This window comes from Methylobacterium sp. 142-1Y (assembly GCF_057747795.1).
In genome coordinates, this window is record NZ_CM173224.1 from 292,215 (window position 1) to 317,484 (window position 25,270).

Sequence of the window (25,270 nt, forward strand, 5' to 3'; positions counted from 1 at the left end):
AACCTGCCCTTGGATCAGGCGATCTGGCCGGTATGCTTCTCGAGCAGCGCCCAGGCGTCGTCGCCGAACTTGCCCTTCCATTCCTTGTAGAAGCCGGCCGATTGCAGCTTGGCCTGGAACGCCTTGGTGTCGACGTCGCGGATGTCGAGGCCGCGGGTCTTCAGGTCCTGCTCGGTCGTGCCCGCGCGCTGGGCCATGTCCGCACGCTGCGCCACGGCTTGCGTGTTGAAGTGCTTGGCGATCACGGTCTTCACGTCCTGCGGCAGGCCGCGCCAGATCTTGCCGTTCGACAGGAGCCAGAAGCCGTCCCACATGTGGTTGGTCTTCGAGAGGTACTTCTGCACCTCGTAGAGCTTGGCGGTGTCGATCAGCGTCAGCGGGTTCTCCTGGCCCTCGGCGATCTTGGTCTGCAGCGCCGAATATACCTCCGCGAAGTTGATCGTCATCGGGGCGGCGTCGAAGGCCTTGAACATCGATGTCCACATCGGGCTCGGCGGGACCCGGATCTTGAAGCCCTTGAAGTCCTCCGGCTTCAGGATCGGCCGGGTCGACGAGGTGGTCTGGCGGAAGCCGTTCTCCCAGATGCGGTCGAAGGCGTAGAGGCCCGACTTCTCGATCTGCGCCCGCACATGGGCGCCGAGATCGCCGTCCATCGCCGGCCACAGCTTGTCGTAGGAATTCCAGGCGAAGCCGACGCCGCTGATCGAGGCCGCCGGAACCAGGGTGGCGAGGATCAGGGGCGAGAGGGTGAAGAATTCCAGCGCGCCGGAGCGCAGCTGGCTCAGCATGTCGGTGTCGCCGCCGAGCTGGTTGTTGGGAAACAGCTTGATGTCGACCTTGCCGCCGGTCTCCTCGCGGATCCCGTCCGCGGCCTTGGTCATGTAGACCGTGAGGGGGTGGCTGATCGGGGTGTTGTTGGCGGCCTTCAGGCTGAACTCGGCCGCGTGCGCCCGGGTGATGCGCAGCACCGCCGGGCCCGCGACGGCGCCGGCGACGGCGAGATGGAGCGCGCGGCGGCGCGTGAGCGTGGTCATGGCTTCCTCCGTGGAAGGCCCGGTCGTCCGGGCCGGCAGTTTTCCCGCATCTCTCGCGCGGGTCCGTCGTGGCTTAAAGCACGTTTTTTGCGCTCCGACATCCGCCGCGCGGACCCCGCCGCGCCGTTTGTCCGGCCGCACCGTTGACCCGGTGCGCGCCGCTGGCAATCGCCGTTACGCGGGCGCCGAAATGCTCTAAGGAGGGCACCTCCCCGTCACGCGGGCGGCGCGCGATCTTCTCGCGGGATCGGCGCCGGCCCGGAAGGTTCGCTTTTCCCCCGTCATGCCGCTCGTCCGTTCGATCCTGTTCACCGTCGCCTTCTATCTCGTCACCACGGCCTTCCTCATCGGCGGCCTGCCGACCCTGGCGAGCCGGCGCAGCGTGGTGTGGCTCGCCCAGACCTGGGGCCGCGTGACCCTCGCGCTGCTCGAGGCCATCGTCGGCCTGCGGGTCGAGTTCCGCGGGCTGGAGCATCGGCCGGCCGGCGGCGTGCTGGTCGCCGCCAAGCACCAGTCGGCCCTCGAGACCCTGGCCCTCGTCACGGTGCTCGACGACTTCACCTACATCCTCAAGCGCGAGCTGATGTGGCTGCCGCTCTTCGGCTGGTACCTCGCCCGCAGCGAGATGGTGGCGATCGACCGCTCGAAGGGCTCGCGGGCGCTGGCGCTGATGAACGAGGAGGCCGCCGCCGCCATGGCCGACGGCCGCCGCCTGATCATCTTCCCCGAAGGCACGCGCAGGGCGGTCGGCGCCCCCCCGGCCTACAAGTACGGGGTCGTGCACATGTACGACCGTCTCGGCGTGCCGTGCCTGCCGGTGGCCCTCAATACCGGGGTGTTCTGGGGACGCCGCCGCCTGACCTACCGGCCCGGCACGGCGGTGATCGAGTTCCTTCCCGTGATCCCGCCGGGCCTGCCGCGGGACGCGTTCCATGCCGAGTTGCAGGAGCGGATCGAGACCGCCTCGGACGCCCTGGTGCGCGAGGCGGAGGGGGCCGGTGCGGCGCGCGACGCGGTCCGGCGCTAGGGGACACGGCGTCGTTGCTCGGATGAGGCCGGTCTTCCGAGGGTGAAGCCGGCGACCATACGGGCCGGTTTCTCCAGCCTCCGTGCGGTATCGAACGAAGCGCAAGCACAGCCGTAGACGGGCTGTGCGCACCGAACATGAACTCTTCGTAACCTCGAAACGATTTCCCCATCCCGTGCATTTCATGGGCCTCACGAACAGGAGGCCATGATGCGTTGGACAATGGCTGCAGGCGCCGCGATCCTGTCTCTCGGCGCCCTGGCGGGCACGGCGACGACCGCGGAAGCGCGGGACGGCTGCGGTCCCGGATTCCATCGGAACTGGCGCGGCTGGTGCCGCCCGAACGTCTGGGGCCCCCGGGTCTATTACGCCCCGGTCGTCGGCTACCGGACGGTCGTCGTCGGCCCGCGCTGGGGCTACGGCTGGCGCCGCGCCGGCTGGCATCGGCCTTGGGGCTACCGGCCTTGGGGCTATGGCGGCTGGCACCGGGCCGGCTGGCACCGTCCCTGGGGCTATGGCGGCGGCTGGCACCGTGCCGGTTGGGGTGGCGGCTGGGGCCATCACGGCTGGCACCACCGCTGGTGAATGAGCGTGCGGCGGCCGGGTTCTCGGCCGCCGCACCCCGTTCTCCTGCCGCGGGACGGACCCGGCCCTTGAACCCCGCGCAGCCCTCGCCAGATCTCGTGCACTGCGATCGTTCGCGCTTGACGGACGTCTGGAATCGGAACTAGGCTGGAACAAATGGCGAACAAGCGAGCCCTGTCCTGGTCGGTGGCGATGCGGGACATCCAGAACGACCGCGCGAGGAGAATGGACGTGCGTGAGGAGCGCCTGAGAACGACCACGGGTCTGCGCGGCACCCCGGCCCTGCCGCTGAGCGCCTGGCGCGGCCGTTCCGGCCGCCGCTACGTGGTGGGGATCCATGCCCTCGACGACGATCCGGCGGCGGTCGGCGATGCGGTGGTGATCGCGGTGCGCCGGGGCGGCGACGGCACCGCGGAACTGGTGGCGGTGGCCGCGGCCGGCGAGACCCCGCGCGAGCGCCTCGCCCGCGGCTGGCTCACCCGCGCCCGGGCTCGCGGCGCGACCGAGATGCACGTCCACCGCCTGGCCGAGGATGCCGCGGCGCGCCGTGCCGTGGTGGCGGATCTCGGCGGCGCGTCGGCGTGAGGCGTCGTCAGTAGATCGGCCCCGACGACCAGGTCGGGCTCGAGAGCGGCAGCGGCTCCGGCAGGGCTCGCGGCTCGGCGGCGAGGGCCGGCCGCGAAGGCGGCGGGGCGTAGGCGTGGACCGGCGCAAGGTTCGGCGAAGGGGAGGGCGATCTCGCGACCCTGGTCCCGGTCTCCCGGGCGCTCGTCGGCGACAGGCCGTAGGGATCGTCCTGCTCGACGTCGATCGGCGCCGGATCGGGGGCAGGCTGCCAGGCCGGCGGCTTCTTGCGGATCGGGGAGAGCGGCGTGCCGGGCGGCGGCAGCCGCGATTCGTACTTGATCAGCGGCTTGCAGATCCGGCGCAAGCCCCGGGGGTCGTGCCGCGCCAGATCGAGATGGATGTGGTCGTAGTGGTAGACGTTCGACCCCGGCGCCAGCACGGTCGTGAAGTGGTTGCACGCCCCCAGGAACACCTCGCGCAGGAAGCCCTGCTCGGCTTCCGTGCCGCGCCAGCCGCCCTTCACCGTCACCACGTAGCCGTCGGCGAAGCGGAAGGACATCACGTCGACGGCGTTGCCGAACGAGTGCTCCGACAGCTTGGCGCCGACCTGGTTGTTGCGGCCGCGGCAGGAATACGAGCCGGAATTGATCTCGACCACCGGCTGGCCGAAATAGATCTCGGCGGCCGGCTGCACCGTTCCGGCGAGCCAGGCCTCGACCTCCGGGATGATCGGGCAGGCGAGCGTCATGCGCTGCTTGAGCGCCACGGTGCCGCCGGCGAGCCGCGTGACCCGGAACGGATGCACCATCCCGCACACGCCCGGCCCGTCGATCTCCTTGACGGGCTGGATATCCTCGCTCGGACGAACGAGTTTCTGGGCGAGGCAGACCTCTTCGGCCTGATTCCGCCAGGGTTCGCGCTGCTCAAACCGATTGAGCGCGCATCCGGTAAGCCCCAGGCCGAAAAGCGTGAAGGCTGAGAACGCTACGATGCCATTACGCATGGTGCGGAGAATGCGCACGATGCCGTAAACACCGCGTCAACCTCGGCCGTCAGCGTCTGGCCCAGGATGGGGCGGTCCGCTCACGCGAACCACATGCTTGTTGCGACGGTCCGCTTATGCGAACCACATTCTTGGTGGGACGGTTCGCTCACGCGAACCTTTTGGCCCCCGCCACGCACAGGACGACCAGCCCCGTCACGGCGATCATCGACGGGGCGACGGGCTCGCCGAGCAGCAGGCCGGCGAGCGCCAGGCCGAGGAAGGGCTGGAGCAGTTGCAGCTGGCCCACCCCGGCGATGCCGCCCCGGGCCAGACCGCGATACCAGAACACGAAGCCGACCAGCATGCTGAACACCGAGACATAGGCGAGGCCGAGCCAGGCCGGCCCGCCGACCTGCGCCACGCCCGCCGGCCGGGTCGCGAGTGCCAGGACCAGCATCGCCGGCAGGGCCAGAACCAGGGCCCAGGAGATCACCTGCCAGCCGCCCAACCGGCGCGACAGGGCCGCTCCTTCCGCGTAGCCGAGTCCGCAGAGCAGGATGGCGGCGAGCATCAGGAGGTCGCCGGCGAACGACCCCGCCCCACCCTGGACGAGGGCGAAGCCCGCCACCGCCGCACTGCCGATCAGCGAGAACAGCCAGAATGCCGGCCGTGGCCGCTCACCCCCGCGCAGCACCCCGAACAGGGCGGTGGCGAGCGGCAAGAGGCCGATGAACACGATCGAATGGGCCGAGGTGACGTGCTGGAGCGCGAGCGCGGTCAGGAGCGGGAAGCCCAGCACCACGCCGAACGCCACGATGGCGAGCGACATCAGGTCCGACCGCGCCGGTCGCGCCTGCCGCAATCCCCATAGGAGAGCCGCCGCGAGGGCGGCTGCGATCACCGCCCGGGCCGAGGTGAGGAAGAGCGGCGAGAAGCCCCCCACCGCCACCCGCGTCGCCGGCAGCGAGCCGCTGAAGATGACCACCCCGAGGAGACCGCTGCCCCATCCGTCCGCCGACCGTCGCATCGCTCACGTCTCTTTTCGCAGCGGGACGCTCCGTGCATCCGGCGGGAGAGATACCGCGGCACGGGCTATCCCCCGAAGGCACGGTCCCATACGGCATTGTCGAACTGTACGGGTGACCCCACCCACACTGTCGGGGATGAGGCGATGGCGGAAGGCGGCCGCACGGCGGCGGTGATGGCGGCGATCCGGGGGCGGATCGCCGCGCGGGGGCTGGCGCCGGGCGAGCGGCTGCCGTCGATCCGCGGGCTCGCCGCCGCCATGGGGGTCTCGCCCTCGACGGTGGTCGAGGCCTATGAGCGCCTGGCCGCGGAGGGGGCGGTGCGCTCGCGGCCCGGCTCCGGTTTCTACGCCGCGGCGCCGGGCCCGCTGCCGGCGTTCGCCGAGACCGGCCCGCGCCTCGACCGGGCGGTGGACCCGCTCTGGGTCTCGCGACAATCCCTCGACGCCGAGCCGGAAATCCCGAAGCCCGGCTGCGGCTGGCTGCCGCCGGCCTGGATGCCGGTGGCGGCGCTCCGTCGCGCCGCCCGCGGCCTCGCGCGGGCCGAGGATGCGGTGCTCACCGATTACGGCGCCACGCGGGGACCGCTCCCGTTGCGCCGCCTGTTGGCGCGGCAATGCGCCGGGGAGGGACTGGCGATCGGTCCCGACCAGGTCCTGCTCACCGGCTCGGGCACGCAGGCGATCGACCTGATCTGCCGCCTGCTGGTGCGCCCCGGTGACACGGTGCTGGTCGACGATCCCTGCTACTTCAACTTCCAGGCGCTGCTGCGCGCCCACCGGGCCGATGTGGTCGGCGTCCCCATGACCGAGGCGGGACCGGATCCGGAGCGTTTCGCGCAGGCCGCCGCCGCGCACCGGCCGCGGCTCTACGTCACCAATGCGGCGCTCCACAACCCGACCGGCGCGACGCTCTCGCCCGCAATTGCCCACCGGCTCCTGAATGCCGCCGCCGCCCACGACATCACGATCGTGGAGGACGACATCTTCGCGCCCTTCGAGCCCGAGCCGTCGCCGCGGCTGGCCGCCCTCGACGGGCTCTCGCGGGTGATCCGGATCGGCAGCTTCTCCAAGACCCTCTCGGCCTCGATCCGCTGCGGCTACGTCGTGGCGAAGGCGGATTGGATCGAGGCGTTGATCGACCTCCAGGTCGCGACGAGCTTCGGCGGGGTCAGCCCGGTCGCGGCGGAGCTGGTGGCGGGCGTGCTCGGCGACGGGCAGTACCGCAAGCACCTCGACTCCTTGCGCCGCCGCCTCGACCGGGCCCGGCGCGAGGCCGCCGACCGGCTGGCTCCGCTCGGCATCCGGCCCTGGCTGATGCCGCGGGGCGGGTTCTATCTCTGGTGCAGCCTGCCGGAGGGGCGCGACGCCGCCGATGTGGCCCGGGCCGCGCTCCGCGAGGGCGTGGTGCTGGCGCCGGGCGACGTGTTCAGCGTCTCGCGCATGGCGGGATCGCGCATGCGCTTCAACGTGGCGCAGATGGGGGATGCGCGGGTGATGCCGGTGCTGGAGCGGGCGCTGGCCGCGCCGGTAGAGGAGCCGAGCAACAGGGTGGTGCGGGCGGTCGGACTCGAACCGACATATCCGTGAGGACGGCGGATTTTGAGTCCGCTGCGTCTACCAATTCCGCCACGCCCGCGCGCGGTGAAGCCCCTCTCCTGTGCCGTGCGAAGCGGGAGCGTGTCAATCCCGTGCGGTGCGGCCGGTGCCCGGATTGCGGTGGGAGCCGCGCTGCTCCTTGCCCTGACCGTCCTTGCCCTGACCGTCCTTGGCACTCTCCGGTGCCGCGTTGATGCCGGGTGCGATGCCCGGGGCGATCTCGTCGGCGCTCGGGCCCGCCTTCGGATCGGGCGCCGGCAGGGTCGAGACATCGTGCGGCCCCTTGACGGTGGTGGTGATTCCCGCCGGCGACACGGCGGCGCCGTCCGGCCGCCGGGGGCCGAGGCGGTCGACGAAGGCGCTGAACACGTCGCGCAGGCGGTCGCCGGGCTCGGCATAGGCGCCGACCGAGACCGTGGCGGTCATCCCGGCGACGAGGGCGATGCCGGGCGGCACCGCGTCGATGCGGATGCGCACGGGCACGCGCTGGGCGAGGCGGACCCAGGTATAGACCGGATCGACGCTGGGGAGCCCCTGCGTGCTCGCCGCGGCGTTCGGCGTGCTGATGCCCCGGGTGATGCTGTCGACCCGGCCGCGGATCGGCGCGGCATAGCCCATCAGGGCGGCGGTCGCCGGGTCGCCGACCCGGATATGGTCCATCTTGGTCTCCTCGAAATAGCCGTCGATCCAGTACGAATCGGCGTCGATGACCGAGATGTTGGAGGTGCCGGACGCGGCGTAGTCGCCGACCCGCAGGAGCAGGTTGGTGACGTAGCCGTTGACCGGGCTCCGTACCTCCGTGCGCTTCAGGTTGATCTCGGCCTGGGCGGCCTGCGCCTGGGCCGAGGCGAAGGCGGCCTCCGCCTGCTTGGCGGTGCCGGCGAATTGCTGCTTCTCCTCGATCGAGGTCGAGACCGTGGTCAGCGCCTCGCGCCGCGCGGCCTGCGCCCGCTTGACCTGGAGGTCGGCGGCGCGGTTCTCGACCTCGGCTTTCGCCGAATCGAGCGCGACCTTGAAGTCGAACGGATCGATCACGTAGAGCACGTCGCCCTTGCGGACGAGCTGGTTGTCGATCACCCGCAATTCGGTGATCTGGCCCGAGACCTGGGGGGCGATGCGCGCCACCTGCACCCGCCCGTCCCGCGTCCATGGCGCGGTGACGTAATATTGCCAGACGATGAGCGCGGCGAATGCGGCGAGCGCCAGCACCACGAGGGTCGCCAGGATCCGCACCAGCCGCCGGCCCCGGGTCGTCCGCTTCACCGCCACCCCACTCTCCTCAGATCAGCACGATCAACAGCGCCAGGATGCACAGGTAGATCCCCGCCTCGGCGAGCGGCGGGTTCGCGAAGACGCGCTCGAACCGCATCAGGCGCAGGAGCGGCCGCACGGCCAGCAGGATCGCCAGCGCGAGGGCCGCGTAGACGACGAAGGGGGAGACCAGGACCCCGCCGATCGTCAGCTCGTGGAACATGGCCTAGCGGGTCCCCCACAGCTTGAGGCGCCGCAGCACCCGGCCCTGCCCCTCGACGACATAGGACGCGGTAGCGAGGTCGGCCACGATCCGCGTTGCGATGCGGCGCGATTCCGCCGGGGCCTCGCGGGCCGCAGCGAGGAGGGCGGCGCCCGCCTCTCGCAAGGGCCCGGCTTCGGCCCGCCGCAGCGCGCTCCTCGCTTCCCGCACCCCGCCGTCATAGGCCGGTATCCCGGCGAGCCGGTTCAGCCCGCTTTGCGCGCCCGCGGCGGCGGTGTCGAGGGCGGCGAGCGCGAAGGCGTGCTGCAGGGTGGCCCGGCGCACCGCGCCCGCGGTACCGGCCCAGCCGGCGAACTGCACCACCCGGTCGGCGTCAAGATTGACCCGCTCGTCGGCCTCCTGCGGCTCGCCCGACAGCGCCTCGATCACGTCGGCCCGGGCGGCCCGGAGCGACCAGCGTCGGCGCTGGGCGTTGGTGGTCGGCAACACGATCCGGATCACCAGGAACAGGATCAGCCCGGAGACGCAGAACAGCACGCTCGCGTTGATGTAGGATTCCGGGTTGTAGGGCTGGGGGTTGGCCGGCGACAGCACCACGGGGAAGAACACCAGCAGGATGAAGCCGAGGCTCGCGGTCGCCGGCCGCAGGCTGAGCAGGCAGGCGGTGACGATCACCGGCGCCATCGCGATGGCGAGCAGCGGGAAGCCCTGGCCTCCGTCGAGCAGGATGAACTCGACCAATCCGGCGCAGATTGCGGCCAGCGGCATGCCCCAGAGCGCGCCCGTCGCGAAGGCGACGGGGTTGGGGTTGATGGAAGCGAGCGCCGCGAAGGCCGAGACCTGGAGCAGGGCCGCGGAGGTCGCCGGCCAGCCGCTCAGCACGAAGAGCGCGGCGCTGATCGCCACCGTGATGACGACCCGGGCGGCGTTGCGCAGGGCATCCGGAAAATCGCGGTGCACCGGCAGGCGCATGTCGCGCAGAGGTTCGCAGCCGGTCTCCAAAGCCGCGATCCCGTCCTCGGCGAGGCGATCCTGACGCAGGATGTCGATGGCACGCCGGTGCCGCAGCACCGCATCGGGATCGGCCCCGCCGCTTGCCGCGAGCGCATCGAGGCGGGCCACCAGGTCGGGCAGGGCCTCGCGGTCGCCGTCGAGGCCGGCCAGCACGCGGGCGCGCAAATCTTGCGGGTCGTCGGAGCGCGAGACCGCCAGCGCGAAGGAGCGGGCCGCCGCCACCGAGGCGAACAGGGCCGCCACCGCGCTGCGGGCGCCGGCCGCCCGGTTCTCGCCGTCGTGGAACTCGGTCGCGACGACGCCGATCGCATCGCGGGGGGCGGCCACCAGGCGCATCGCGTCGGCGGCGTCCTCCGGGCCCGGATCGCCGTCCCGGATCGCCCGGCGGACGAAGTCGCGCACCGTGTCGCGGGCCTTTCCCATGCCGGCGCTGAGATCGGGGAACACATAGGGCGCGCCGAGCGCGTCGTTGATGAAGGTGATCGATACGATGCCGAGCATGATCGCGGCGACGCGGGCAATGCCCGATTCGAACACCGATTGCGGCGCGTCGATGTTGTTGATTGCGATGATCGCCACCGTGTAGCCCGACAGCATGGCGCCGTAGGCCTTGGTGCCCTGGAGGTAGTTGGCGACGAAGACGCAACATCCCATCCAGGTCGCGAAGGCGACCAGCAACTCGACCCGGTCCTGTCCGAAGAGAGCCGTGAACAGGATCGCCACCGCGAAGCCGATCACCGTGCCGAGGAAGCGGTAGGCGGCCTTCGACAGGGCCTGCCCGCGCCGGGGCTGGGCCAGGATCGCCACCGTGACGGCGGCCGAGGAGGCGCTTTCGAGCTGGAGCCAGAACCCGGCATAGAGCGCCAGCATCATGGCGAGCCAGATCCGCAGGGCATAGGCCCAGGCGGAGACGGGCGGCGGCTCGATCCGATCGAGGACGGCGTCGATCCAGCCGCGGCCCCGCATCGCCTCAGCCATGCTGCCCCCGGAGATCGATCGCGCCCGATTGGGATGCACGATTCGAATTCGATGGTAGGCTAGGGGTGGTCGGGCAGAGACCCGGCTCGCGGCCGCGCGCCGCGCCAGAACAGCCAGCCGAGGAAGCGCCGATGAGCAAGCCAGAGATCCGCGTCGCCACGTTCGCGGGCCCCGGGGCGGAACCCGTCATCCAATCGGTGCCCTGGCCGAAGGTTCCGCGCAAGGCCGCGCTGATCAAGGTCGGCGCCTGCGGCGTCTGCGGCACCGACCAGCACATCCTCAAGGGGCATTGGCCCAAGCCCCTGCCGTGGCCGTTCACCCTCGGCCACGAGATCGGCGGCGTCATCGTCGAGAAGGGCGACGAGTTCACCGCCGACTTCATGGAGAAGCCGCTCCAGGTCGGATCGAAGGTGATGATCCCGCCGCTGATGCCGTGCGGGCACTGCTATTACTGCGTCCATTATCCGGAGCAGGCCAACAAGTGCCTGACCCCGGTCTATTACGGGCGCTATCTCGGCTTCGACAAGGCGCCGCACCTGTGGGGCGGCTGGGCCGAATACGTCTATGTCGATCTCGAGATGCTGCCGGGCACCAAGGTCTACAAGCTCCCCGACGACATGTCGCTGCGCCTCGGTGCGCTGTCCGAGCCGCTCACCTCCTGCATCCGCGCCTTCAACCGGGCGACGAAGGCCGGCGGCTTCAAGTGGGGCGACACGGTGGTGATCCAGGGCTCCGGGCCGATCGGCATCCTGGCGGTGGCGGCCGCCCAGGAGATGGGGGCGGGCCGGGTGATCTGCGTCGGTGCGCCGGAGGAGCCGCGTCTCGCCCTCGCCCGCAGGTTCGGCGCCGAGGCCACGATCGACATCACCAAGGTCACGAGCCCCGAGGCCCGCATCGCCGCGGTGCGCGAGATCGTCGGCGGCTTCGGCGCGGACCTGGCGATGGATTGCTCGGGCCACCCGAGTGCGGGGCCGGAGGGGATCGAGTTCCTGCGCGACGGCGGCACCTATGTCGAGATGGGCCAGTTCACCGATGCGGGCAAGATCGAGACCTCCTGGCACCGGATCTGCTCCAAGGACCTGAACGTGCTGGGCTCCTGGGCCTTCACCGGCAACGACCTGCCGCTCGGCGTCGACATGCTCTACCGCGCCCGGGACAAGTATCCGTGGCTGGAGATGCAGACGGTCTATCCCTTCACCCAGGAGGGCGTGTCGCAGGCGGTGAAGGACGCGATGGCGATGAAGACGGTGAAATCCACCATCGTGCCGTTCCCGGACCTCGTCGCCTGAATGCATGGCGGCGCGAGCGCGAAGGCGCTAGGCCGGGGGCTCGCCGATTCGCTCACCGGGAGCCCCCGCCGTTGCGTCCGACCGTTCTCGCCGCCCTGTTCCTCGCCTGCGCACCGGCGCTCGCCCATGCGCAGGCGGGCCCCCAGCCCGCCGGCACCTGGCTCACCCCCGGGGGAGATTCGCAGATCCGCATCAGCCGCTGCGGCGCCGGCTATTGCGGCACCATCGCCAAGGTGATGGCCGGCGAGACCAAGGACGTGAACAATCCCGATGCTTCCTTGCGCGGTCGCAGCCTCGTCGGCGTCGCTCTTACCCGCGACATGCGCCCTTCTGGTGAGGGCTGGGAGGGCTCGCTCTACAATTTTCGCGATGGGAAGACCTATTCGGGCAAGCTCGCCATGAAGGGACCGAACGTACTCGAACTGTCGGGCTGTGTGCTCGGCGGGCTGATCTGCAAGAAGCAGATGTGGACGCGGGTCGATTGAGAGACGCGCCGACCCCTCAACCCTACCCCCTCTGCGGCAGGGCTGTGCGGGGAAACTTTCGAGACGAGAAGAGCGCGGGTTTCCCCCTCTCCCCGCGGGCGGGGAGAGGACTTCATCGACCTTGCCGTCGATGAAGTGAGCCCGCAGGGCGAGGGTGAGGGGGCGTTGCCGGAGGAGCCTCAAGCGTCGAGCCCCCCTGACCCGCGCTCCGGCTTTCGCCTTCGCTTGCCGACGACGCGACAAGGTGCCGTCGGCCCTCTCCCCGCCCGCGGGGAGAAGGGCAAGCCCGCGCCTTTTCTTTTCCCCGGACAGCCCTGCGCAGAGGGGGGGAGGGTCAGGGCGTCGCTCTCACAGCACCGCCGCCCCCGCCCGGTTCGCCACCCGGATCTGCCACAGGCAGAGCAGCGGCGTGACCACCAGTTCCATGCCCAGCGCCGCCAGCATGGTGAGCGAGGGCACCCCGGTGAGCCACAGGCCGAGGAGCCGGCTCAACCCGCCCAGGACCACGACCATCGTCAGGAAGCGGAACAGCGACGTCTTGGTTTCGATACCCGGAATCGTCGACCAGAACAAAAGGCCGATCCCGAGCAGAAGACCCGACAGGTAGCGGAAGTGGCTGTCTGTCGAGACGTCGAAGGCGCCCCCGCCGAGGCCGGCCTGGCCGAACAGCACGCCGTAGAGCCCGCCCAGAACCGGCACGAGCCCCGCCACCGCCACCACCCGCTGCAACGCCCGCCGCTCCGTCTCGTAGGTCATCCTTACGGCCTCGCTGCTTGTCCCCGACAATCCGTCAGGAGGCGCAAGGTTCACCATCGGCCCCGGTCACCAGTGGTGCAGCACCACCGCGTCGGCGAGGCAGGCCGGCTTCTCGGCGCCCTCGATCTCGACCGTCACCCCGTAGGTGGTGCGCAGGCCCCGGGGCGGCACGTCGAGGGCCGCGGCCACCCGTACCCGGCCGCGCAGGCGCGCATTCACCACCACGGGGGCGGGGAAGCGCACCCGGTCGAGGCCGTAATTCAGGCTCAGCCGCAGGCCCTCCAGCCGGCGGACCCCGGCGATGAAGCGCGGCACGAGCGACAGGGTCAGGTAGCCATGCGCCACCGTGGCGCCGTAGGGCGATTCGCGCGCCGCCCGCTCGGGATCGACGTGGATCCACTGGTGATCGTCCGTGGCCTCGGCGAAGCGGTCGATCATCGCCTGGTCGACGGTGACCCACTCGCCGACGCCGATCTCCTGCCCGATCGCCGCCTTCAGGGCCTCCGGCCCGTCGAAAATCTCCATGCGGTCTCCCCCGTTCCCCGCCATCATCTTGCCCGCGCACCTTACGACCGGTTCGCCGGCACGGCCACGGTCGATCGGGGATCGGTACTCCTGAGGAGTGTTCTGCTCAGCCCGGGAGAGCTTCCGTTCGAGGGCGTATCGCCGGTGGGCCGGACGAGCGTGCGGGTCGCGATCGCGGGCGTCGGCCATTGCGCCTCCTCCGTCCGTGCAGGGCCTGATCCATGACCGGGAGGCCGGCCCCGGCACGCCAGTGCCAGGCCTGATGAGCCCGGATCTCGGGGGGCTACCGGGTGCGTGACGTGACGGCGGCGGCGGCCTTCGACCTGGCGCAGGCCAAGGTCGGCCGCGACGCGGTCCCGCCCGCCCTCAACCAGACGATCCTCGTCGTGCCGTCCCGCGCGCCAGATTCTGCCTGCCCTTGAGGCAGGCGGTCGGTCGGAAGTTCCGGCAGGCCTTCATGCGCAGCTGGCACGAGATCTGCAAATCCACCAGCAGGCTGGCCTCACGGCCCGCGGGGCAAAGACGCCCGAGCCTTGGACACGGAAGTCCGACAGACGGGAGAGCGTGACCGGGATGCCCCGGGCCGCGATCCTCACCCTGAAGCGCGTCGAAGACCCCCCGCGGGGGCTGTGCGTGAGGCTCCGAATATGGCCAGTTTCAAGACCGTCATGAAGTCGGGTCATCCCCCGACCCTGTTCGCCGCGTTCCTGTATTTCGATTTCTGCTTCGCGATCTGGGTGCTCAACGGCGCCATGGGGCCGTTCATCACCGAGCATTACAAGCTCTCGCCGGCCGAGACCGGCTTCATGATCTCGCTGCCGATCCTCGCCGGCGCGATCATGCGCTTTCCCCTCGGCGTGCTCGCCCAGTATATCGGGCGCAAGAACGCCGCCATCACCGAGATGTCGCTGATCGTCCTGGCGATGGCCTACGGCTTCTTCCTGGTGCACAACTTCACCGACGTGCTCGCCATGGGCGTGCTGCTCGGCATCGCCGGCGCCTCGTTCGGCGTGGCGCTCTCCCTCGGCTCGGGCTGGTTCCCGGCGGAGCACAAGGGCCTGGCGATGGGCATCGCCGGCGCCGGCAATTCGGGCACCGTGCTGGCGGTGCTGTTCGCGCCGCCGCTCGCCCAGGCCTATGGCTGGCAGGCGGTCTACGGCTTTGCCGGATTGTTCATGCTGATCCCGCTCGCGGTGATGATCGTCTTCGCCAAGGAGCCGCCGGACCGCGAGCACCAGAGCTTCAAGCAGCACGTCTCGTGCCTGTTCGAGAAGGACGGCTGGGCCTTCAACCTGGTCTACGTCATCACCTTCGGCGGCTTCATCGGCCTGTCGAACTTCCTGCCGACCTTCTTCTACGAGCAGTTCGCCGTCACCAAGATCGAGGCCGGGCGGCTGACCATGCTGGCCGCCCTGATGGGATCGGGCATCCGCGTCCTCGGCGGCTACTTCGCCGACCGGATCGGCGGCATCCTGGTGCTGACCGTGGTTCTGCTCGCCGCCGTCGGCTCGTTCCTGATGCTCACCGCCGCGCCGACCTTGTTCGTCACCACGCTGCTGTTCATGTTCTGCTTCGCGGCGCTCGGCGCCGGCAACGGCGCCCTGTTCCAGCTCGTCCCCTTGCGCTGGCCGACCAACACCGCGGTGGCGGGCTCGATGATCGGCGAGGTCGGGGCGCTCGGCGGCGCCATCCTGCCCAACGCCATGGGCCTGTCGAAGCAGTATACCGGCGGCTTCGCGGCGGGCTTCCTGTTCTACGCCGCCTTCACGGCGGTCGTGCTCGGTTGCCTCGCCCTGTGGTCGCGCAAGTGGGTCGGCGTCTGGGTGGGTCCGCGCGGCAAGGTGCTGGCCCAGGCCGGAGCCGAGGCGCCGGCCCAGCAGGAGACCCCCATCGGCGGCGTGCAGCGCGCCTGAGCCGGAGCATTTTCCGACGAAGTGGATGCCGGTTCGCCGTAGAAAATGCGGCGAAATCAAAGGCCCAGAGAGCTTCGCGTTTGCAGCGCGATCGTGAAGTGCTCTAGATCACGTCGCGCCCGTCGCTCACCACGCGGGCGAAGACCAGCACGTCGACCGCCGCCGCCCCGCCGCGCAGGAGCGCCCGGGCGGCGGCGTTCGCCGTCGCGCCCGTGGTCAGCACGTCGTCGACGAGGAGGACCCGCTTGCCCAGGAGAAGCGGCCGCGCCGCCTCCGGCACCCGGAAGGCGCCCTGCAGGTTCTCCGCCCGGGCGGCGCGGCTCAGGCCGACCTGCTGGCGGGTGCGCCGCACCCGGGCGAGCAGCTTGGATGCGACGGGAACGTCGCTGCCGCGCGTGGCCGTCCGGGCGAGCAGGGCGGCCTGGTTGAAGCGCCGCCACCACAGCCGCCAGCGCCAGAGCGGCACCGGCACCGCCACGTCGGCCTCCGCCAGCAACTCGGCCCCCGCCCGCGCCATCATCGCCCCGAGGGCGCCCGCGAGATCGAGGCGGTCCTCGTATTTCAGGCGCTGCACTAGCCGCCGCGCGGTCGCATCGTAGCGCGCCACCGCCCGGGCGCGCTGATAGACCGGCGGGTCGGAGAGGGCGGCCGGCGAGAGCAGGCCGGGTGAACCGAGATCGACCGCGAACGGCGTGCCGAGCCGTTCGCAATAGGGCCGCTCGATGAAGCGCATCTCGTTCCAGCAGGCCGCGCAGAGGGCGTGCGGCACCGCCGTGGCGGCCCCGCAGGCGATGCAACTCGGCGGATAGACCAGCCCGACGACGCCGCGGAGCGCGAGGCCGGGCAGCCCGGCCAAGCGGTGCAGCCCGGTCACGGCCGCCGCTCTCCCCGCCCTCGGCCTCCGGCTCCGTGTGGCAGGCATGCCGTGCGGCATGGCATGAATCCGGTGCTCATCGGACGGACCTACTGTGTTCGCGTGGGGACAGGTCGCGATAAACGCTTAGCCGTGACCATTTCTCGTGCGAAGGGCATTGCAACGCGGCAGTGGCCGGCGCAAGAATAAGCACAACAAGAGCAACGAGGAGGAAATGATCATGACGCTGGCCCCGATTCAGCCTCTGACCATGGCCCGGTCGCACGCCATGGTCGATGGCGCGAAGCAGGATGCGCTCGCTGCGCCCAACCCGGTCGAGGGAGCCGAGGCCGCCGATCGCCCTGCCGTCGTGGCGCTCGAGGATCAGCGCGAGCGCGCCCAGCAGGAATTCAAGCGGATCTGGAATCTCTGCACGTTGATGCAATAGAGCCGGGTCGGGCACGCGGCCTCGCCGAGCCGTGCCGGTTCAGCGCGGCCGTCCCGGCCGCGCGCCCAGGGCGGCGAGCGCGTCGTGATGCAGCAGCAGCACGTCGGTCGCCGCCGCCAGCTTGCGGGCCGCCGGCGTGAAGCCGGCATTCGAGACCACGGCGGCGCGGTCGGCGCCCCAGTAGCTGCGGGCCGCCACCACCTCCTGCACCGCGCCGTTGCCGACCGGCTTCGCGTAGCGCTTGCACTGCACAACCAGCCGCACCCCGTCCCGCTCCGCCACCACGTCGGCACCCTGGTCGCCGGCGGCCTTCGTCGTGCGCGCCTCCCAGCCGGCCTGTTCGAGCAAGGCGGCGCAGTAGCGCTCGTAGGCGATCCCGTCCTCCGGCAGATCCTCGGCCTCGTCCGGCGCCGCGACGCTCAACGAGGCCGCCTCGACGATGTCCAGGATTTCGTCCCAGCGCGGCTCGATCAGGCCGCCGTAGCCCTCGGCCTCCAGCCGCGGCAGCAATGTGCGCTCCGCGAAGTAGCGGCGCTCCCGCAGCCAGCCGTCCAGGATCTCGTTGCCGTAGGGGTCGACGTAGCTTTCCTGCCGCCGGCGCAGGGCCAGGGTCTCGCGGTGCCGCCGGGCGATCGCCCGGACCCGGCGCCGGAAGCGGCCGCCGCGCCCGAGCCGATGCACGACCAGCGCCAGCGCCACCAGGCCGGCGACGGCGAGTGCCTTCGGGCCGAACCACAGGCTCGCCGCACCCCCGGCCACGATGGGCCAGAACAGGCGGTCGGCGAGGCTGGAGGTGCGGCGCATCGGCGGGTCTCTCGTGAACGAATCCGGCGCCGCGCGGCGGGGCCGGATCGGTCCGGATTGTCGGCGGGACGGCGTTGTCCCCAGCCTAAGACGCCACCTTTCCCCGGCTTCATCCACAGCAGAACGCGTCGCGCTCCGCGGCGGCGGCAGGCGGTGCGGGAGATGCGGCCTCACGCGAGCGTGTCAGGCCAAGGCCTTCGCGGCGCTTGCATTCGGGCCGGCGGGCATCCGATCCTGGCCCTTCGCCGGAGCCTCGCACGGGCCGGCGCAGGGGAGTCCCCGGATGAGATCACGCGTCGTCGCGCTTCTCGCCTGCCTGCTCGTGGCCGGCGCGGCCGGGCCCCCGGTCCGGGCGGGGGGCGACCCGGTCGAGGTCGATGTCGCCCTGGTGCTCGCCGTCGACGTCTCCCTGTCGATGACCGGCGACGAGCAGGCGGTGCAGCGGGAGGGCTACGTCGAGGCGTTCCGCAATCCGGCGGTCCACCAGGCGATCCGCCAGGGCATGGTCGGGCGCATCGCCGTCACCTATGTCGAGTGGGCCGGTGTCGGCAACCAGCGGGTCGTGGTGCCCTGGACGCTGATCGCCGGGCCCGAGGAGGCGGCCGGCTTCGCCGACCGGCTGGGCCAGAGCCCGCCCCGGCGCTCGACCTGGACCTCGATCGCCAGCGCCATCGACTTCTCCGCCGGCCTCCTGGCCGGCAGCGGCTTCGAGGCGACGCGGCGGGTGATCGACGTCTCGGGCGACGGCCCGAACAACCAGGGCCGCTCCGTCACCAAGGCGCGGGACGACGCCGTCGAGCAGGGCATCGTCATCAACGGCTTGCCGCTGATGATCCGCGAGCCCAGCGGTCCCTGGGACATCAAGGACCTCGACCTCTATTATCGCGACTGCGTCATCGGCGGCAGCGGCAGCTTCATGGTGCCGGTGCGCGAGCGCGACCAGTTCGCGGCGGCGATCCGCACCAAGATCATCCGCGAGGTGGCGGGCCGGGAGACGGCCGGGCCGCTCGTGCGGCCGGCCCAGGGCGAGCCCAGGGCCAACTGCCTCATCGGCGAACGTCCCAATCCCGACTGGGATTAGGGCGCCCGGGATTTGCAACCTGAGCGTGTTTAGATCGGGCGGGTACGGCCGCCGGGCCGGTCAGTCCTCGACGTCCAGGTCGTGCCCGTTACCCGTGCCGCCGCGCAGGGACTTGCGCCGCTGCTGCCCAAGGCCCATGGTCTTCGCCAGTTCCGAACGAGCCGCCGCATAGTTCGGTGCCACCATCGGATAGTCGGGCGAAAGATTCCAGCGTGCCCGGTAATCCTCGGGCGACAGGCCGTATCGCGTGCGCAGGTGGCGTTTCAGCGACTTGAACTTCTTGCCGTCTTCCAAACAGACGAGATAATCCGGCATGATCGACTTCTTGATCGGAACCGCCGGGGTCAGGGGCTCGGCCTGTTCGGCCGCGACGCCGCGACCGAGGCCGCCCAGGGCGGAATGAACCGAAACGATCAGGCTCGGCAGATCGGCGGCCGGGACCGAATTGTTGCTCACGAAAGCCGCCACGATATCCGCCGCGAGCCCGATATGGTTCGTCGACGCCTCACTCTCACTCATCACGTCGGCCCTCTTCTCAGGGTAGATCCTGCAAGACGCTTAGACATTCCGCCCTCAGTCCCCCGATGCCGCGGGGCAGGTCTGTCTTTGCTTACCCGTGCAACTATGATGGCATGACGGCAATCGCAAGAGGAAAAAGAAGCGGCTCTCGCCTTCGGTCAAGCGTTCGCCGAAATTCTTGTTGAAGCCGGTTGCAGGGTAAGGTTGTGCTGCGTTCACCGTTGGCGTCCTGCCATCCAACTCGGCGGAGGGTGGGACACCGGCTCTATCCTCTTCGGCTTATGTCCGAGGAGCCGGGACAGCACCTTTCGGATGAAAGGAAGAACACATATTGGTCGTTGATGGTGCCCGGCAGAAGGGGGCGCCGCGACCGCAGCAACCGTGGGATGCCGGCAGGTTCAATAAGTGTTAACCGTTGATCGACATCAACGCAATTCCATCACGCGCGAACAGATCAGCCGTGAATCGGGCGCCGCGCCCGGGTCGAACACGCGGTCGCGATCCGCCGGCCCGGTCTTCGATAAACAAATGTTGGAATCGATGTCCGAGGGCAACCGGACGTGGACGCCTTCCGGACAGACGATCGCCCATGGCTGCGACAGGGCCGGCCGACTTATGCTGGACGGGAGCGGACCGGATCGCGACCGTGGCGAAACCCGGCATGGTGCCGCCATATCGGAGGCGCGTACGGTCTTTGCGTCTCGCCGTCCGGCCGTGCCTCCCGCGTTCAGGCGGCCGCGCGGACAGGGCGCGGGGCGGGCTCCAGGGCGGCGACCGCCAGGACCTGGTCGCGCCCGCGCACGGCGTGCTCGCCGAGCGGCCGGGCCCGCACCCCGTCGGGCAGGCGGGGCAGCTTGCCCAGGAGGTCGCCGGAGATCAGCACCGGCGCGTCGAGGGTCCGGCACAGGGCCTCGAGCCGGGCCGTGACGTTCACCGCATCGCCGAAATACGCGATCTTGTGCCGGTCGACCCCGACCTCGGCGGTGACGACCGGCCCGCCATGCAGGGCGGCCCGGATGCGCGGCACGGCACCGAACCGCTCCTCCCAGGCCGCCGCGTCCCGGGTCAGGCTCTCCTGGATCGCCAGCACGCAGGCGACGCAGCGCGCATCCTGCAGGCCGCGGGCCATCGGCCAGGTGATCATCGCCATGTCGCCGATGAAGTCGTCGGTCGAGCCCTGGCAGCGCCGCACCGGCTCGGCCAAAGTCGCGAAGACCGCGCCGAGGAAGGCCTGGGTCTTGAGGGCGCCGTGGGTCTCCGCGTAGGCCGTCGAGCCGACGACGTCGACGAACAGGAAGATCCGCTCCTCTTCCACCGGCCGGTGATAGCGCCCGACCAGCAGGTTGACGAAGACCTCGGCGCCGATGAGGTCGCGCATCCGCACCACGAAGACGAGGAGCGCCGAGACGGCGAGCGCGTAGACCAGGACCCGGAGCGAGGGCACCACCGCCACCGCGAAGGGCTCGGGCGTCAGCCCGGTGACCCAGACGATCACGCCGCCCGTGGCATGACCCAGCGTGATCATGCCGACATAGGCGAGCTCGGCGATCGGCACGTAGAGGAAGGTCGGAAGGCGGCGAAGCCGCGCCTGCAGCCGCGGCAGCAGGGTGCCGCGCTCCATCAGCAGCGCGCAGGCGCCGATGAAGAAGCCGTGGATCGCCGCCACCAACGGGATGCCGTTCTGGAACAATGCGTCGTAGAGCAGGCCGGCCCCGGCGCTGAGCAGCAGGATGCCGATCCAGAACCAGGCATGCTGCGGGATCGGCAGCCCGGCCACGCGCCAGGCCTGCGCCAGGCGTGCCGGAAGGCCGGCTTGCTCCGCCTCTCCCGATGAGCTGCGGTCGACGGGGCCGGCTGCGGGCACGGTGGTGGTCTCCTGGCGCGGGGCCCAGCGGTCCGGCCCGCGGCTCTGCGGCAATTCAACCGCGATTCACGCCGTTTTGAGGGCATCCGCAAGGCGCAAAACGCCCAAGGCCGGCACATCGCCCGGATCGCCGCCCGACGCTTCGTGAGACTGTGTGAAAACTAAGGAACCGTCGGCTTGACTATGGCGTTTGCAGCACGATTCGACGCTCAAGCCTGGAGATCGGCATGTCCTTCCGCCTCGTCACCCTCGCGGCCCTCGGCGCCCTCGTCACGGTTCCGGCCCTTGCCGAGGACGTGACGGTGATCCGCCGCGATTCCGCGCCGGTGGAGCGCAGCACCGTGATCGAGAAGCGCTCGGTCGAGTCCACCGGCTCCGTCGGCGGCTGCGAGACCAAGACCGTGAAGAAGACCAACGAGTACGGCGACAGCAAGACCGTGCACAGCGAGCGCTGCGACTGATCAGGGAAGAGTGGGGCGGCCCGCCAGGGGCCGCCCCACCCCACAGTCCTTACTTCAGCAGGCGCGCCAGGGCCTTGCCGGCCGGGGTGCGCATTTCCTTGGCGTCGAGGGTGCCGTCGTTGTCCGGGTCGGCCAGCTTGAAGCGGGCCTCGACCAGGGCGAGGTACTCGTTCTTGTCCAGGGTGCCGTCATTGTCCGGATCGGCCTGCTTCATGTCCTTGCGGCTGACGCGGCCCTGCAGCTCCTTGGTGTCGAGGGTGCCGTCGGCATCCTTCTCGAGCTTGTCGAACACCGTGCCGGCGGCGGCCTTGGCCTCGGCGAGGTCGATCGTGCCGTCCGAATCGGTGTCGACGGCCGCGATGGTGCGGTCGGCCTTCGGCTTGGCCTCGGCCGAGACCGGCAGGGCGAGCGGCGCGGCCAGGAGGGCGGCGAGCAGAAGGGCCCGGTTGAAGGTCATGATGCGATCTCCATAGCTGAAGCCGGGCGCATGGTCTCGTCGACAAGGCGGCCCGGGATAATCTGGCAGCGTGATACCTAACCCCACGGCGAAGGTTTGCAACCCCGATTCACCCTGGGGAAGGTTCAGGCCTGCATCTTTTCGGCCAGGATCTTGTCGACCCGGCGTCCGTCCATGTCGACGACCTCGAAGCGCCAGCCGTTGCGCTCGAACCCGTCGCCGGCGGTGGGAATGCGGCCGAGCTGGAAGATCACGAAGCCGGCGAGCGTCGAGAAGTCGTCGCTGTCGGGCCGCTCGGTGAGGCCGAGGCGCTCGAAGGCCTCGACCGCCGGCATCATGCCGTCGATGAGCAGCGAGCCGTCCTGGCGCTCGACCACCATCGGCTCGTCGTCGTCGGTCTCCGGGATGTCGCCGGCGATCGCCTCGAGGAGGTCGGTCTGGGTGACGATGCCCTCGAGGTCGCCGTACTCGTCGACGACGATCGCCATCCGGACGGGCTTGGCCTTGAAGGTCTCGAGCACCCGCAGGATCGGCATGCCCTCGTGGACGACGATCGGCTCGCGAATGATCGCGTCCAGCGTGATCGGCGCCCCGTCGAGGAGCTGGTTGAGAACGTCCTGCTTGCGCAGCACGCCGACGATCTCGTGGATCTCGCCCCGGCTCGCCACCAGCTGCTCGTGGCGGCAGGCGCGGATCGTCTCCAGCACCGCCTCGCGCGGGTCCTCGACGTCGATCCAGTCGACCTCGTGGCGCGGGGTCATGATGTCCCGCACCCGGCGCTCGCCGATGCCGAAGATGCGCTGCACCGCCGCCTGCTGCGATTCCTGGATCAGGCCGGCCTCCTGGCTCGCCGCCACCAGCAGCGACAACTCGGCGGTAGAGTGCAGCGAGCCCTCGCCGGAGCCCGGCTGCAGCCCGCACAGACGCAGCACGCCGTTGCCGAGCCCGTTGAGGAACGAGATCGCCGGGCGGAAGACCAGTAGGAACACCCGCAGCGGCCGCACGATGGCGAGCGCCGTGCGCTCGCTGCGCTGGAGCGCCAGGCTCTTAGGGGCCAGCTCGCCCAGCACGATGTGCAGCGAGGTGATGACCACGAAGGAGAACACCACCGCGATGGCGTGGGCACCGGCGGTGCTCGTGCCCTGCGGCAGGAAGGCGAGCAGCGGCTCGATCAGATGGGCCAGGGCGGGCTCGCCGACCCAGCCCAGCGCCAGCGACGAGATGGTGATGCCGAGCTGCGTGGCCGCCAGATGAGAATCCAGGCTGTCGACCGCCCGCTGCAGGGCACCCGCATTGGCCCGCTTCTCGGCTACGAGCTCCTGGACCCGGCTGCGCCGGACCGCCACCAGGGCGAACTCGGCCGCGACGAAGAACCCGTTCGCGAAGACCAGGAACACGATGGCGAACAGGCCGAGGCCCGTTCCCCAGGGACTGTCGGAGAAAATCACCGCCTCCCGTGGCGCGACCGGCCGCGTCCGGGGTCGGACGCGGCCGGCACCCTCATAGCAAGTCTGTCCCCCGGAGCCTATCCGTCAGACGGCCCGGGCGCGCGCTCCTCCACGGCCGATGCCGCCGAGTAAGATGCGCGGCGCCTCGTACGCTTGCCGATCCATCGCTTCGCGATACGGCAAGCAGCTTCGCTCAAGTGCCGCGCCGGCTTGTGATGCGCTGTCCGGAAGAAGGCTTCCGGACAGCGCATCACACCGTTTTGCGGCGCAACATCTGGCCTCGACCCGCGGTTTCTGCTAGGCGCGCCGGAAATTCCTGTGCCGGCTCGGGGTTTTCCGCGGGCCGGCGCCTACGACCGAAAGACCCGGTGTCATCATGGCGAGCGACCTGTCCCGCATCTCCCGCGCGCTCCTCTCCGTCTCGGACAAGACCGGGCTGGTCGAGTTCGCCCGTGCGCTCGCCGCCCGCGGCGTCACGCTGGTCTCCACCGGCGGCACCCACCGGGCCCTCACCGATGCCGGGCTGACCGTCACGGAAGTCTCCGACCTGACCGGCTTCCCGGAGATGATGGACGGGCGGGTCAAGACCCTGCATCCGGGCGTGCATGGCGGGCTGCTCGCGGTCCGCGACAACCCGGAGCACCAGGCCGCCATGCTGGCCCACGGCATCGCGGCGATCGATCTCCTCGTCGTCAACCTCTATCCCTTCGAGGCGACGTTGGCCGCGGGCAAGCCTGCTTCCGAGTGCATCGAGAACATCGACATCGGCGGCCCGGCGATGATCCGCGCGGCGGCGAAGAACCACAAGGACGTCGCGGTCGTGGTCGACGTAGCGGATTACGCCGCGGTGCTCGCCGACCTCGACGCCCATGACGGCGCGGTCACGTTCGCGACCCGCCGGCGCCTCGCCCAGAAGGCCTATGCGCGCACCGCCTCCTACGACGCCGCGATCTCGACCTGGCTCGCCGGCGAGATCGCGGCCGCGCCGGAGGCCCAGACCTTCCGGGCGCTGGGCGGCACGCTGGCGCAAGGCCTGCGCTACGGCGAGAATCCGCACATGAAGGCCGCGTTCTACCGCACCGCCGGCGCCCCGCGCCCGGGCGTGGCGACCGCGCGCCAGCTCCAGGGCAAGGAACTCTCCTACAACAACATCAACGACACCGATGCCGCCTTCGAGGCGGTGAGCGAGTTTGATCCCACCCGGACCGCCGCGGTGGTCATCGTCAAGCACGCCAATCCCTGCGGCGTCGCGGAAGGCGCCGACCTGATCGAGGCCTACGAGCGGGCGCTTCGCTGCGATCCGGTCTCGGCCTTCGGCGGCATCGTCGCGCTCAACCGCACGCTGGACGCGGAAGCCGCGAAGAAGATCGTCGAGGTCTTCACCGAGGTGATCATCGCGCCCGACGCCACCGAGGAGGCGGTCGCGATCGTCGCCGCCAAGAAGAACCTGCGCCTCCTCACCACCGGCGGCGTCGCCGATCCCCGTAGCCCCGGCCAGGCCTGGCGCACGGTGGCCGGCGGCTTCCTGGTGCAGGACCGCGACAACGCCGTCGTCGACGACATGCCGCTCAAGGTCGTCACCAAGCGCGCGCCGACCGAGGCCGAATTGTTGGATTTGCGCTTCGCCTTCCGGGTCGCCAAGCACGTGAAGTCGAACGCCATCGTCTATGCCAAGGACGGCGCCACGGTCGGCATCGGCGCCGGGCAGATGTCGCGGGTCGATTCCTCGCGCATCGCCGCCTGGAAGGCGGCGGAAGCCGCCAAGGCCGCCGGCCTGCCCGAGAGCCTCGCCCGCGGGGCGGTGGTGGCCTCCGACGCGTTCTTCCCCTTCGCCGACGGCCTCTTGGCGGCGGCCGAGGCGGGCGCTACGGCGGTGATCCAGCCCGGCGGCTCGATGCGCGACGACGACGTGATCCGTGCCGCCGACGAGGCGGGCTTGGCCATGGTGCTGACCGGCCACCGCCACTTCCGGCACTGAGGAACCCCGGTCGGCCCGTTGACCGACGGGCCGGCCTCGGCCAACCGGCCCGTTGACCGACGGGCCGGCCTCGGCCAAGCCTCACGGCGACGTGAGGAGAGG

25 protein-coding genes, 1 tRNA gene and 1 pseudogene are annotated in these 25,270 nt (G+C 70.5%); 12 read left to right on the forward strand and 15 right to left on the reverse strand.

Annotation, left to right across the window (positions count from 1 at the left end; translation table 11 throughout):
* Window positions 1-14 precede the first annotated feature (14 nt).
* Window positions 15-1,034, reverse strand: a complete 1,020-nt coding sequence (locus AC3AOF_RS01305) for a TRAP transporter substrate-binding protein (RefSeq protein ID WP_236990740.1) — start codon at window positions 1,032-1,034, stop codon at window positions 15-17.
* A 283-nt stretch (window positions 1,035-1,317) separates the two neighbouring features.
* On the opposite strand from AC3AOF_RS01305, the gene AC3AOF_RS01310 reads away from it, so the two are divergent.
* The 3 genes from AC3AOF_RS01310 to AC3AOF_RS01320 all read left to right on the forward strand — a co-directional run bounded on the left by AC3AOF_RS01310 (window position 1,318) and on the right by AC3AOF_RS01320 (window position 3,231).
* Window positions 1,318-2,061 (forward strand): lysophospholipid acyltransferase family protein, encoded by a 744-nt coding sequence (locus AC3AOF_RS01310; RefSeq protein WP_236990741.1) that lies wholly within the window; start codon window positions 1,318-1,320, stop codon window positions 2,059-2,061.
* Between the two features lie 210 nt (window positions 2,062-2,271).
* The gene (locus tag AC3AOF_RS01315; protein ID WP_236990742.1) at window positions 2,272-2,646 is read left to right on the forward strand and encodes a GCG_CRPN prefix-to-repeats domain-containing protein; all 375 of its coding nucleotides are present in this window, start codon (window positions 2,272-2,274) and stop codon (window positions 2,644-2,646) included.
* 156 nt (window positions 2,647-2,802) lie between these two features.
* On the forward strand, window positions 2,803-3,231 hold the full coding sequence (locus tag AC3AOF_RS01320) for a hypothetical protein (protein WP_236990743.1): 429 nt from the start codon (window positions 2,803-2,805) through the stop codon (window positions 3,229-3,231).
* Window positions 3,232-3,238: 7 nt separating this feature from the next.
* Here AC3AOF_RS01320 and AC3AOF_RS01325 read toward each other — a convergent pair whose 3' ends face one another.
* Window positions 3,239-4,216, reverse strand: coding sequence for an extensin-like domain-containing protein (locus AC3AOF_RS01325; protein ID WP_488347474.1), 978 nt, complete (start codon window positions 4,214-4,216; stop codon window positions 3,239-3,241).
* Between the two features lie 148 nt (window positions 4,217-4,364).
* A complete protein-coding gene (locus tag AC3AOF_RS01330; protein WP_236990745.1) occupies window positions 4,365-5,225 on the reverse strand; it encodes a DMT family transporter in 861 nt (286 codons plus the stop codon).
* 144 nt (window positions 5,226-5,369) lie between these two features.
* Between AC3AOF_RS01330 and AC3AOF_RS01335 the strand changes: the two genes are divergently transcribed.
* Window positions 5,370-6,812, forward strand: coding sequence for an aminotransferase-like domain-containing protein (locus AC3AOF_RS01335; RefSeq protein ID WP_488347475.1), 1,443 nt, complete (start codon window positions 5,370-5,372; stop codon window positions 6,810-6,812).
* Here AC3AOF_RS01335 and AC3AOF_RS01340 read toward each other — a convergent pair.
* The 4 genes and pseudogenes from AC3AOF_RS01340 to AC3AOF_RS01355 form a co-directional block, all read right to left on the reverse strand.
* A tRNA-Leu gene (locus tag AC3AOF_RS01340) sits at window positions 6,775-6,861 on the reverse strand. The genes AC3AOF_RS01335 and AC3AOF_RS01340 overlap by 38 nt on opposite strands.
* 362 nt (window positions 6,862-7,223) lie before the next feature.
* A pseudogene (locus AC3AOF_RS01345) lies at window positions 7,224-8,090 on the reverse strand (efflux RND transporter periplasmic adaptor subunit); the annotation flags it as partial.
* Window positions 8,091-8,100: 10 nt separating this feature from the next.
* A complete protein-coding gene (locus tag AC3AOF_RS01350; RefSeq protein WP_488347476.1) occupies window positions 8,101-8,295 on the reverse strand; it encodes a DUF1656 domain-containing protein in 195 nt (64 codons plus the stop codon).
* A gap of 3 nt (window positions 8,296-8,298) precedes the next feature.
* A complete protein-coding gene (locus AC3AOF_RS01355) occupies window positions 8,299-10,287 on the reverse strand; it encodes an FUSC family protein (RefSeq protein WP_488347477.1) in 1,989 nt (662 codons plus the stop codon).
* Window positions 10,288-10,418: 131 nt separating this feature from the next.
* On the opposite strand from AC3AOF_RS01355, the gene AC3AOF_RS01360 reads away from it, so the two are divergent.
* Both AC3AOF_RS01360 and AC3AOF_RS01365 read left to right on the forward strand, forming a co-directional pair.
* A complete protein-coding gene (locus AC3AOF_RS01360; RefSeq protein ID WP_488347478.1) occupies window positions 10,419-11,576 on the forward strand; it encodes a zinc-binding dehydrogenase in 1,158 nt (385 codons plus the stop codon).
* A 71-nt stretch (window positions 11,577-11,647) separates the two neighbouring features.
* Window positions 11,648-12,061, forward strand: a complete 414-nt coding sequence (locus AC3AOF_RS01365; RefSeq protein WP_488347479.1) for a DUF2147 domain-containing protein — start codon at window positions 11,648-11,650, stop codon at window positions 12,059-12,061.
* A gap of 348 nt (window positions 12,062-12,409) precedes the next feature.
* Here AC3AOF_RS01365 and AC3AOF_RS01370 read toward each other — a convergent pair whose 3' ends face one another.
* Window positions 12,410-12,817 carry a DUF4345 domain-containing protein gene (locus AC3AOF_RS01370; protein WP_488347480.1) on the reverse strand — a complete coding sequence of 136 codons (408 nt, stop codon included), beginning with the start codon at window positions 12,815-12,817 and terminating at the stop codon, window positions 12,410-12,412.
* Between the two features lie 66 nt (window positions 12,818-12,883).
* The gene (locus tag AC3AOF_RS01375) at window positions 12,884-13,342 is read right to left on the reverse strand and encodes a MaoC family dehydratase (protein WP_236990752.1); all 459 of its coding nucleotides are present in this window, start codon (window positions 13,340-13,342) and stop codon (window positions 12,884-12,886) included.
* 290 nt (window positions 13,343-13,632) lie between these two features.
* Between AC3AOF_RS01375 and AC3AOF_RS01380 the strand changes: the two genes are divergently transcribed.
* On the forward strand, window positions 13,633-13,764 hold the full coding sequence (locus tag AC3AOF_RS01380; protein ID WP_272913282.1) for a hypothetical protein: 132 nt from the start codon (window positions 13,633-13,635) through the stop codon (window positions 13,762-13,764).
* A gap of 225 nt (window positions 13,765-13,989) precedes the next feature.
* Entirely contained in the window at window positions 13,990-15,255 is a 1,266-nt protein-coding gene (locus AC3AOF_RS01385) for an MFS transporter (RefSeq protein WP_488347481.1), read from the forward strand.
* A gap of 103 nt (window positions 15,256-15,358) precedes the next feature.
* On the opposite strand, the gene AC3AOF_RS01390 is transcribed toward AC3AOF_RS01385, so the two are convergent.
* Window positions 15,359-16,177, reverse strand: a complete 819-nt coding sequence (locus AC3AOF_RS01390) for a ComF family protein (RefSeq protein ID WP_488348944.1) — start codon at window positions 16,175-16,177, stop codon at window positions 15,359-15,361.
* A 172-nt stretch (window positions 16,178-16,349) separates the two neighbouring features.
* On the opposite strand from AC3AOF_RS01390, the gene AC3AOF_RS01395 reads away from it, so the two are divergent.
* Window positions 16,350-16,556, forward strand: coding sequence for a hypothetical protein (locus AC3AOF_RS01395; RefSeq protein WP_236990755.1), 207 nt, complete (start codon window positions 16,350-16,352; stop codon window positions 16,554-16,556).
* Between the two features lie 39 nt (window positions 16,557-16,595).
* Here AC3AOF_RS01395 and AC3AOF_RS01400 read toward each other — a convergent pair whose 3' ends face one another.
* Window positions 16,596-17,360, reverse strand: a complete 765-nt coding sequence (locus AC3AOF_RS01400) for a restriction endonuclease (protein ID WP_488347482.1) — start codon at window positions 17,358-17,360, stop codon at window positions 16,596-16,598.
* Window positions 17,361-17,643: 283 nt separating this feature from the next.
* On the opposite strand from AC3AOF_RS01400, the gene AC3AOF_RS01405 reads away from it, so the two are divergent.
* The gene (locus AC3AOF_RS01405) at window positions 17,644-18,441 is read left to right on the forward strand and encodes a DUF1194 domain-containing protein (protein WP_488347483.1); all 798 of its coding nucleotides are present in this window, start codon (window positions 17,644-17,646) and stop codon (window positions 18,439-18,441) included.
* 60 nt (window positions 18,442-18,501) lie between these two features.
* Here AC3AOF_RS01405 and AC3AOF_RS01410 read toward each other — a convergent pair whose 3' ends face one another.
* Both AC3AOF_RS01410 and AC3AOF_RS01415 read right to left on the reverse strand, forming a co-directional pair.
* Window positions 18,502-18,960, reverse strand: coding sequence for a Ros/MucR family transcriptional regulator (locus tag AC3AOF_RS01410; protein ID WP_236990758.1), 459 nt, complete (start codon window positions 18,958-18,960; stop codon window positions 18,502-18,504).
* Between the two features lie 727 nt (window positions 18,961-19,687).
* Window positions 19,688-20,728 (reverse strand): adenylate/guanylate cyclase domain-containing protein, encoded by a 1,041-nt coding sequence (locus AC3AOF_RS01415; protein WP_442919371.1) that lies wholly within the window; start codon window positions 20,726-20,728, stop codon window positions 19,688-19,690.
* A 323-nt stretch (window positions 20,729-21,051) separates the two neighbouring features.
* On the opposite strand from AC3AOF_RS01415, the gene AC3AOF_RS01420 reads away from it, so the two are divergent.
* Complete coding sequence (locus AC3AOF_RS01420) at window positions 21,052-21,285, forward strand: hypothetical protein (protein WP_236990759.1); 234 nt, start codon at window positions 21,052-21,054, stop codon at window positions 21,283-21,285.
* Between the two features lie 49 nt (window positions 21,286-21,334).
* Here the strand turns inward: AC3AOF_RS01420 and lanM are convergent, their stop codons facing one another.
* On the reverse strand, window positions 21,335-21,742 hold the full coding sequence (gene lanM / locus AC3AOF_RS01425; RefSeq protein WP_488347484.1) for a lanmodulin LanM: 408 nt from the start codon (window positions 21,740-21,742) through the stop codon (window positions 21,335-21,337).
* 125 nt (window positions 21,743-21,867) lie between these two features.
* Complete coding sequence (locus AC3AOF_RS01430; RefSeq protein ID WP_236990761.1) at window positions 21,868-23,190, reverse strand: hemolysin family protein; 1,323 nt, start codon at window positions 23,188-23,190, stop codon at window positions 21,868-21,870.
* 376 nt (window positions 23,191-23,566) lie between these two features.
* Between AC3AOF_RS01430 and purH the strand changes: the two genes are divergently transcribed.
* A complete protein-coding gene (gene purH, locus AC3AOF_RS01435) occupies window positions 23,567-25,168 on the forward strand; it encodes a bifunctional phosphoribosylaminoimidazolecarboxamide formyltransferase/IMP cyclohydrolase (RefSeq protein WP_488347485.1) in 1,602 nt (533 codons plus the stop codon).
* Window positions 25,169-25,270: the final 102 nt, after the last annotated feature.

Excerpts from the sequence above, each read along its gene's own strand:
- AC3AOF_RS01355 (WP_488347477.1), bottom strand. The coding sequence starts at position 10,287 with ATGGCTGAGGCGATGCGGGGCCGCGGCTGGATCGACGCCGTCCTCGAT.
- AC3AOF_RS01320 (WP_236990743.1), top strand. The coding sequence starts at position 2,803 with ATGGCGAACAAGCGAGCCCTGTCCTGGTCGGTGGCGATGCGGGACATC.
- AC3AOF_RS01335 (WP_488347475.1), top strand. The coding sequence starts at position 5,370 with ATGGCGGAAGGCGGCCGCACGGCGGCGGTGATGGCGGCGATCCGGGGG.
- AC3AOF_RS01420 (WP_236990759.1), top strand. The coding sequence starts at position 21,052 with ATGTCCTTCCGCCTCGTCACCCTCGCGGCCCTCGGCGCCCTCGTCACG.
- AC3AOF_RS01305 (WP_236990740.1), bottom strand. The coding sequence starts at position 1,034 with ATGACCACGCTCACGCGCCGCCGCGCGCTCCATCTCGCCGTCGCCGGC.
- purH (WP_488347485.1), top strand. The coding sequence starts at position 23,567 with ATGGCGAGCGACCTGTCCCGCATCTCCCGCGCGCTCCTCTCCGTCTCG.
- AC3AOF_RS01360 (WP_488347478.1), top strand. The coding sequence starts at position 10,419 with ATGAGCAAGCCAGAGATCCGCGTCGCCACGTTCGCGGGCCCCGGGGCG.
- AC3AOF_RS01315 (WP_236990742.1), top strand. The coding sequence starts at position 2,272 with ATGCGTTGGACAATGGCTGCAGGCGCCGCGATCCTGTCTCTCGGCGCC.
- AC3AOF_RS01310 (WP_236990741.1), top strand. The coding sequence starts at position 1,318 with ATGCCGCTCGTCCGTTCGATCCTGTTCACCGTCGCCTTCTATCTCGTC.
- AC3AOF_RS01330 (WP_236990745.1), bottom strand. The coding sequence starts at position 5,225 with ATGCGACGGTCGGCGGACGGATGGGGCAGCGGTCTCCTCGGGGTGGTC.
- AC3AOF_RS01395 (WP_236990755.1), top strand. The coding sequence starts at position 16,350 with ATGACGCTGGCCCCGATTCAGCCTCTGACCATGGCCCGGTCGCACGCC.
- AC3AOF_RS01370 (WP_488347480.1), bottom strand. The coding sequence starts at position 12,817 with ATGACCTACGAGACGGAGCGGCGGGCGTTGCAGCGGGTGGTGGCGGTG.
- AC3AOF_RS01400 (WP_488347482.1), bottom strand. The coding sequence starts at position 17,360 with ATGCGCCGCACCTCCAGCCTCGCCGACCGCCTGTTCTGGCCCATCGTG.
- AC3AOF_RS01385 (WP_488347481.1), top strand. The coding sequence starts at position 13,990 with ATGGCCAGTTTCAAGACCGTCATGAAGTCGGGTCATCCCCCGACCCTG.
- AC3AOF_RS01375 (WP_236990752.1), bottom strand. The coding sequence starts at position 13,342 with ATGGAGATTTTCGACGGGCCGGAGGCCCTGAAGGCGGCGATCGGGCAG.
- AC3AOF_RS01405 (WP_488347483.1), top strand. The coding sequence starts at position 17,644 with ATGAGATCACGCGTCGTCGCGCTTCTCGCCTGCCTGCTCGTGGCCGGC.
- AC3AOF_RS01410 (WP_236990758.1), bottom strand. The coding sequence starts at position 18,960 with ATGAGTGAGAGTGAGGCGTCGACGAACCATATCGGGCTCGCGGCGGAT.
- AC3AOF_RS01325 (WP_488347474.1), bottom strand. The coding sequence starts at position 4,216 with ATGCGTAATGGCATCGTAGCGTTCTCAGCCTTCACGCTTTTCGGCCTG.
- lanM (WP_488347484.1), bottom strand. The coding sequence starts at position 21,742 with ATGACCTTCAACCGGGCCCTTCTGCTCGCCGCCCTCCTGGCCGCGCCG.
- AC3AOF_RS01350 (WP_488347476.1), bottom strand. The coding sequence starts at position 8,295 with ATGTTCCACGAGCTGACGATCGGCGGGGTCCTGGTCTCCCCCTTCGTC.
- AC3AOF_RS01390 (WP_488348944.1), bottom strand. The coding sequence starts at position 16,177 with ATGCCTGCCACACGGAGCCGGAGGCCGAGGGCGGGGAGAGCGGCGGCC.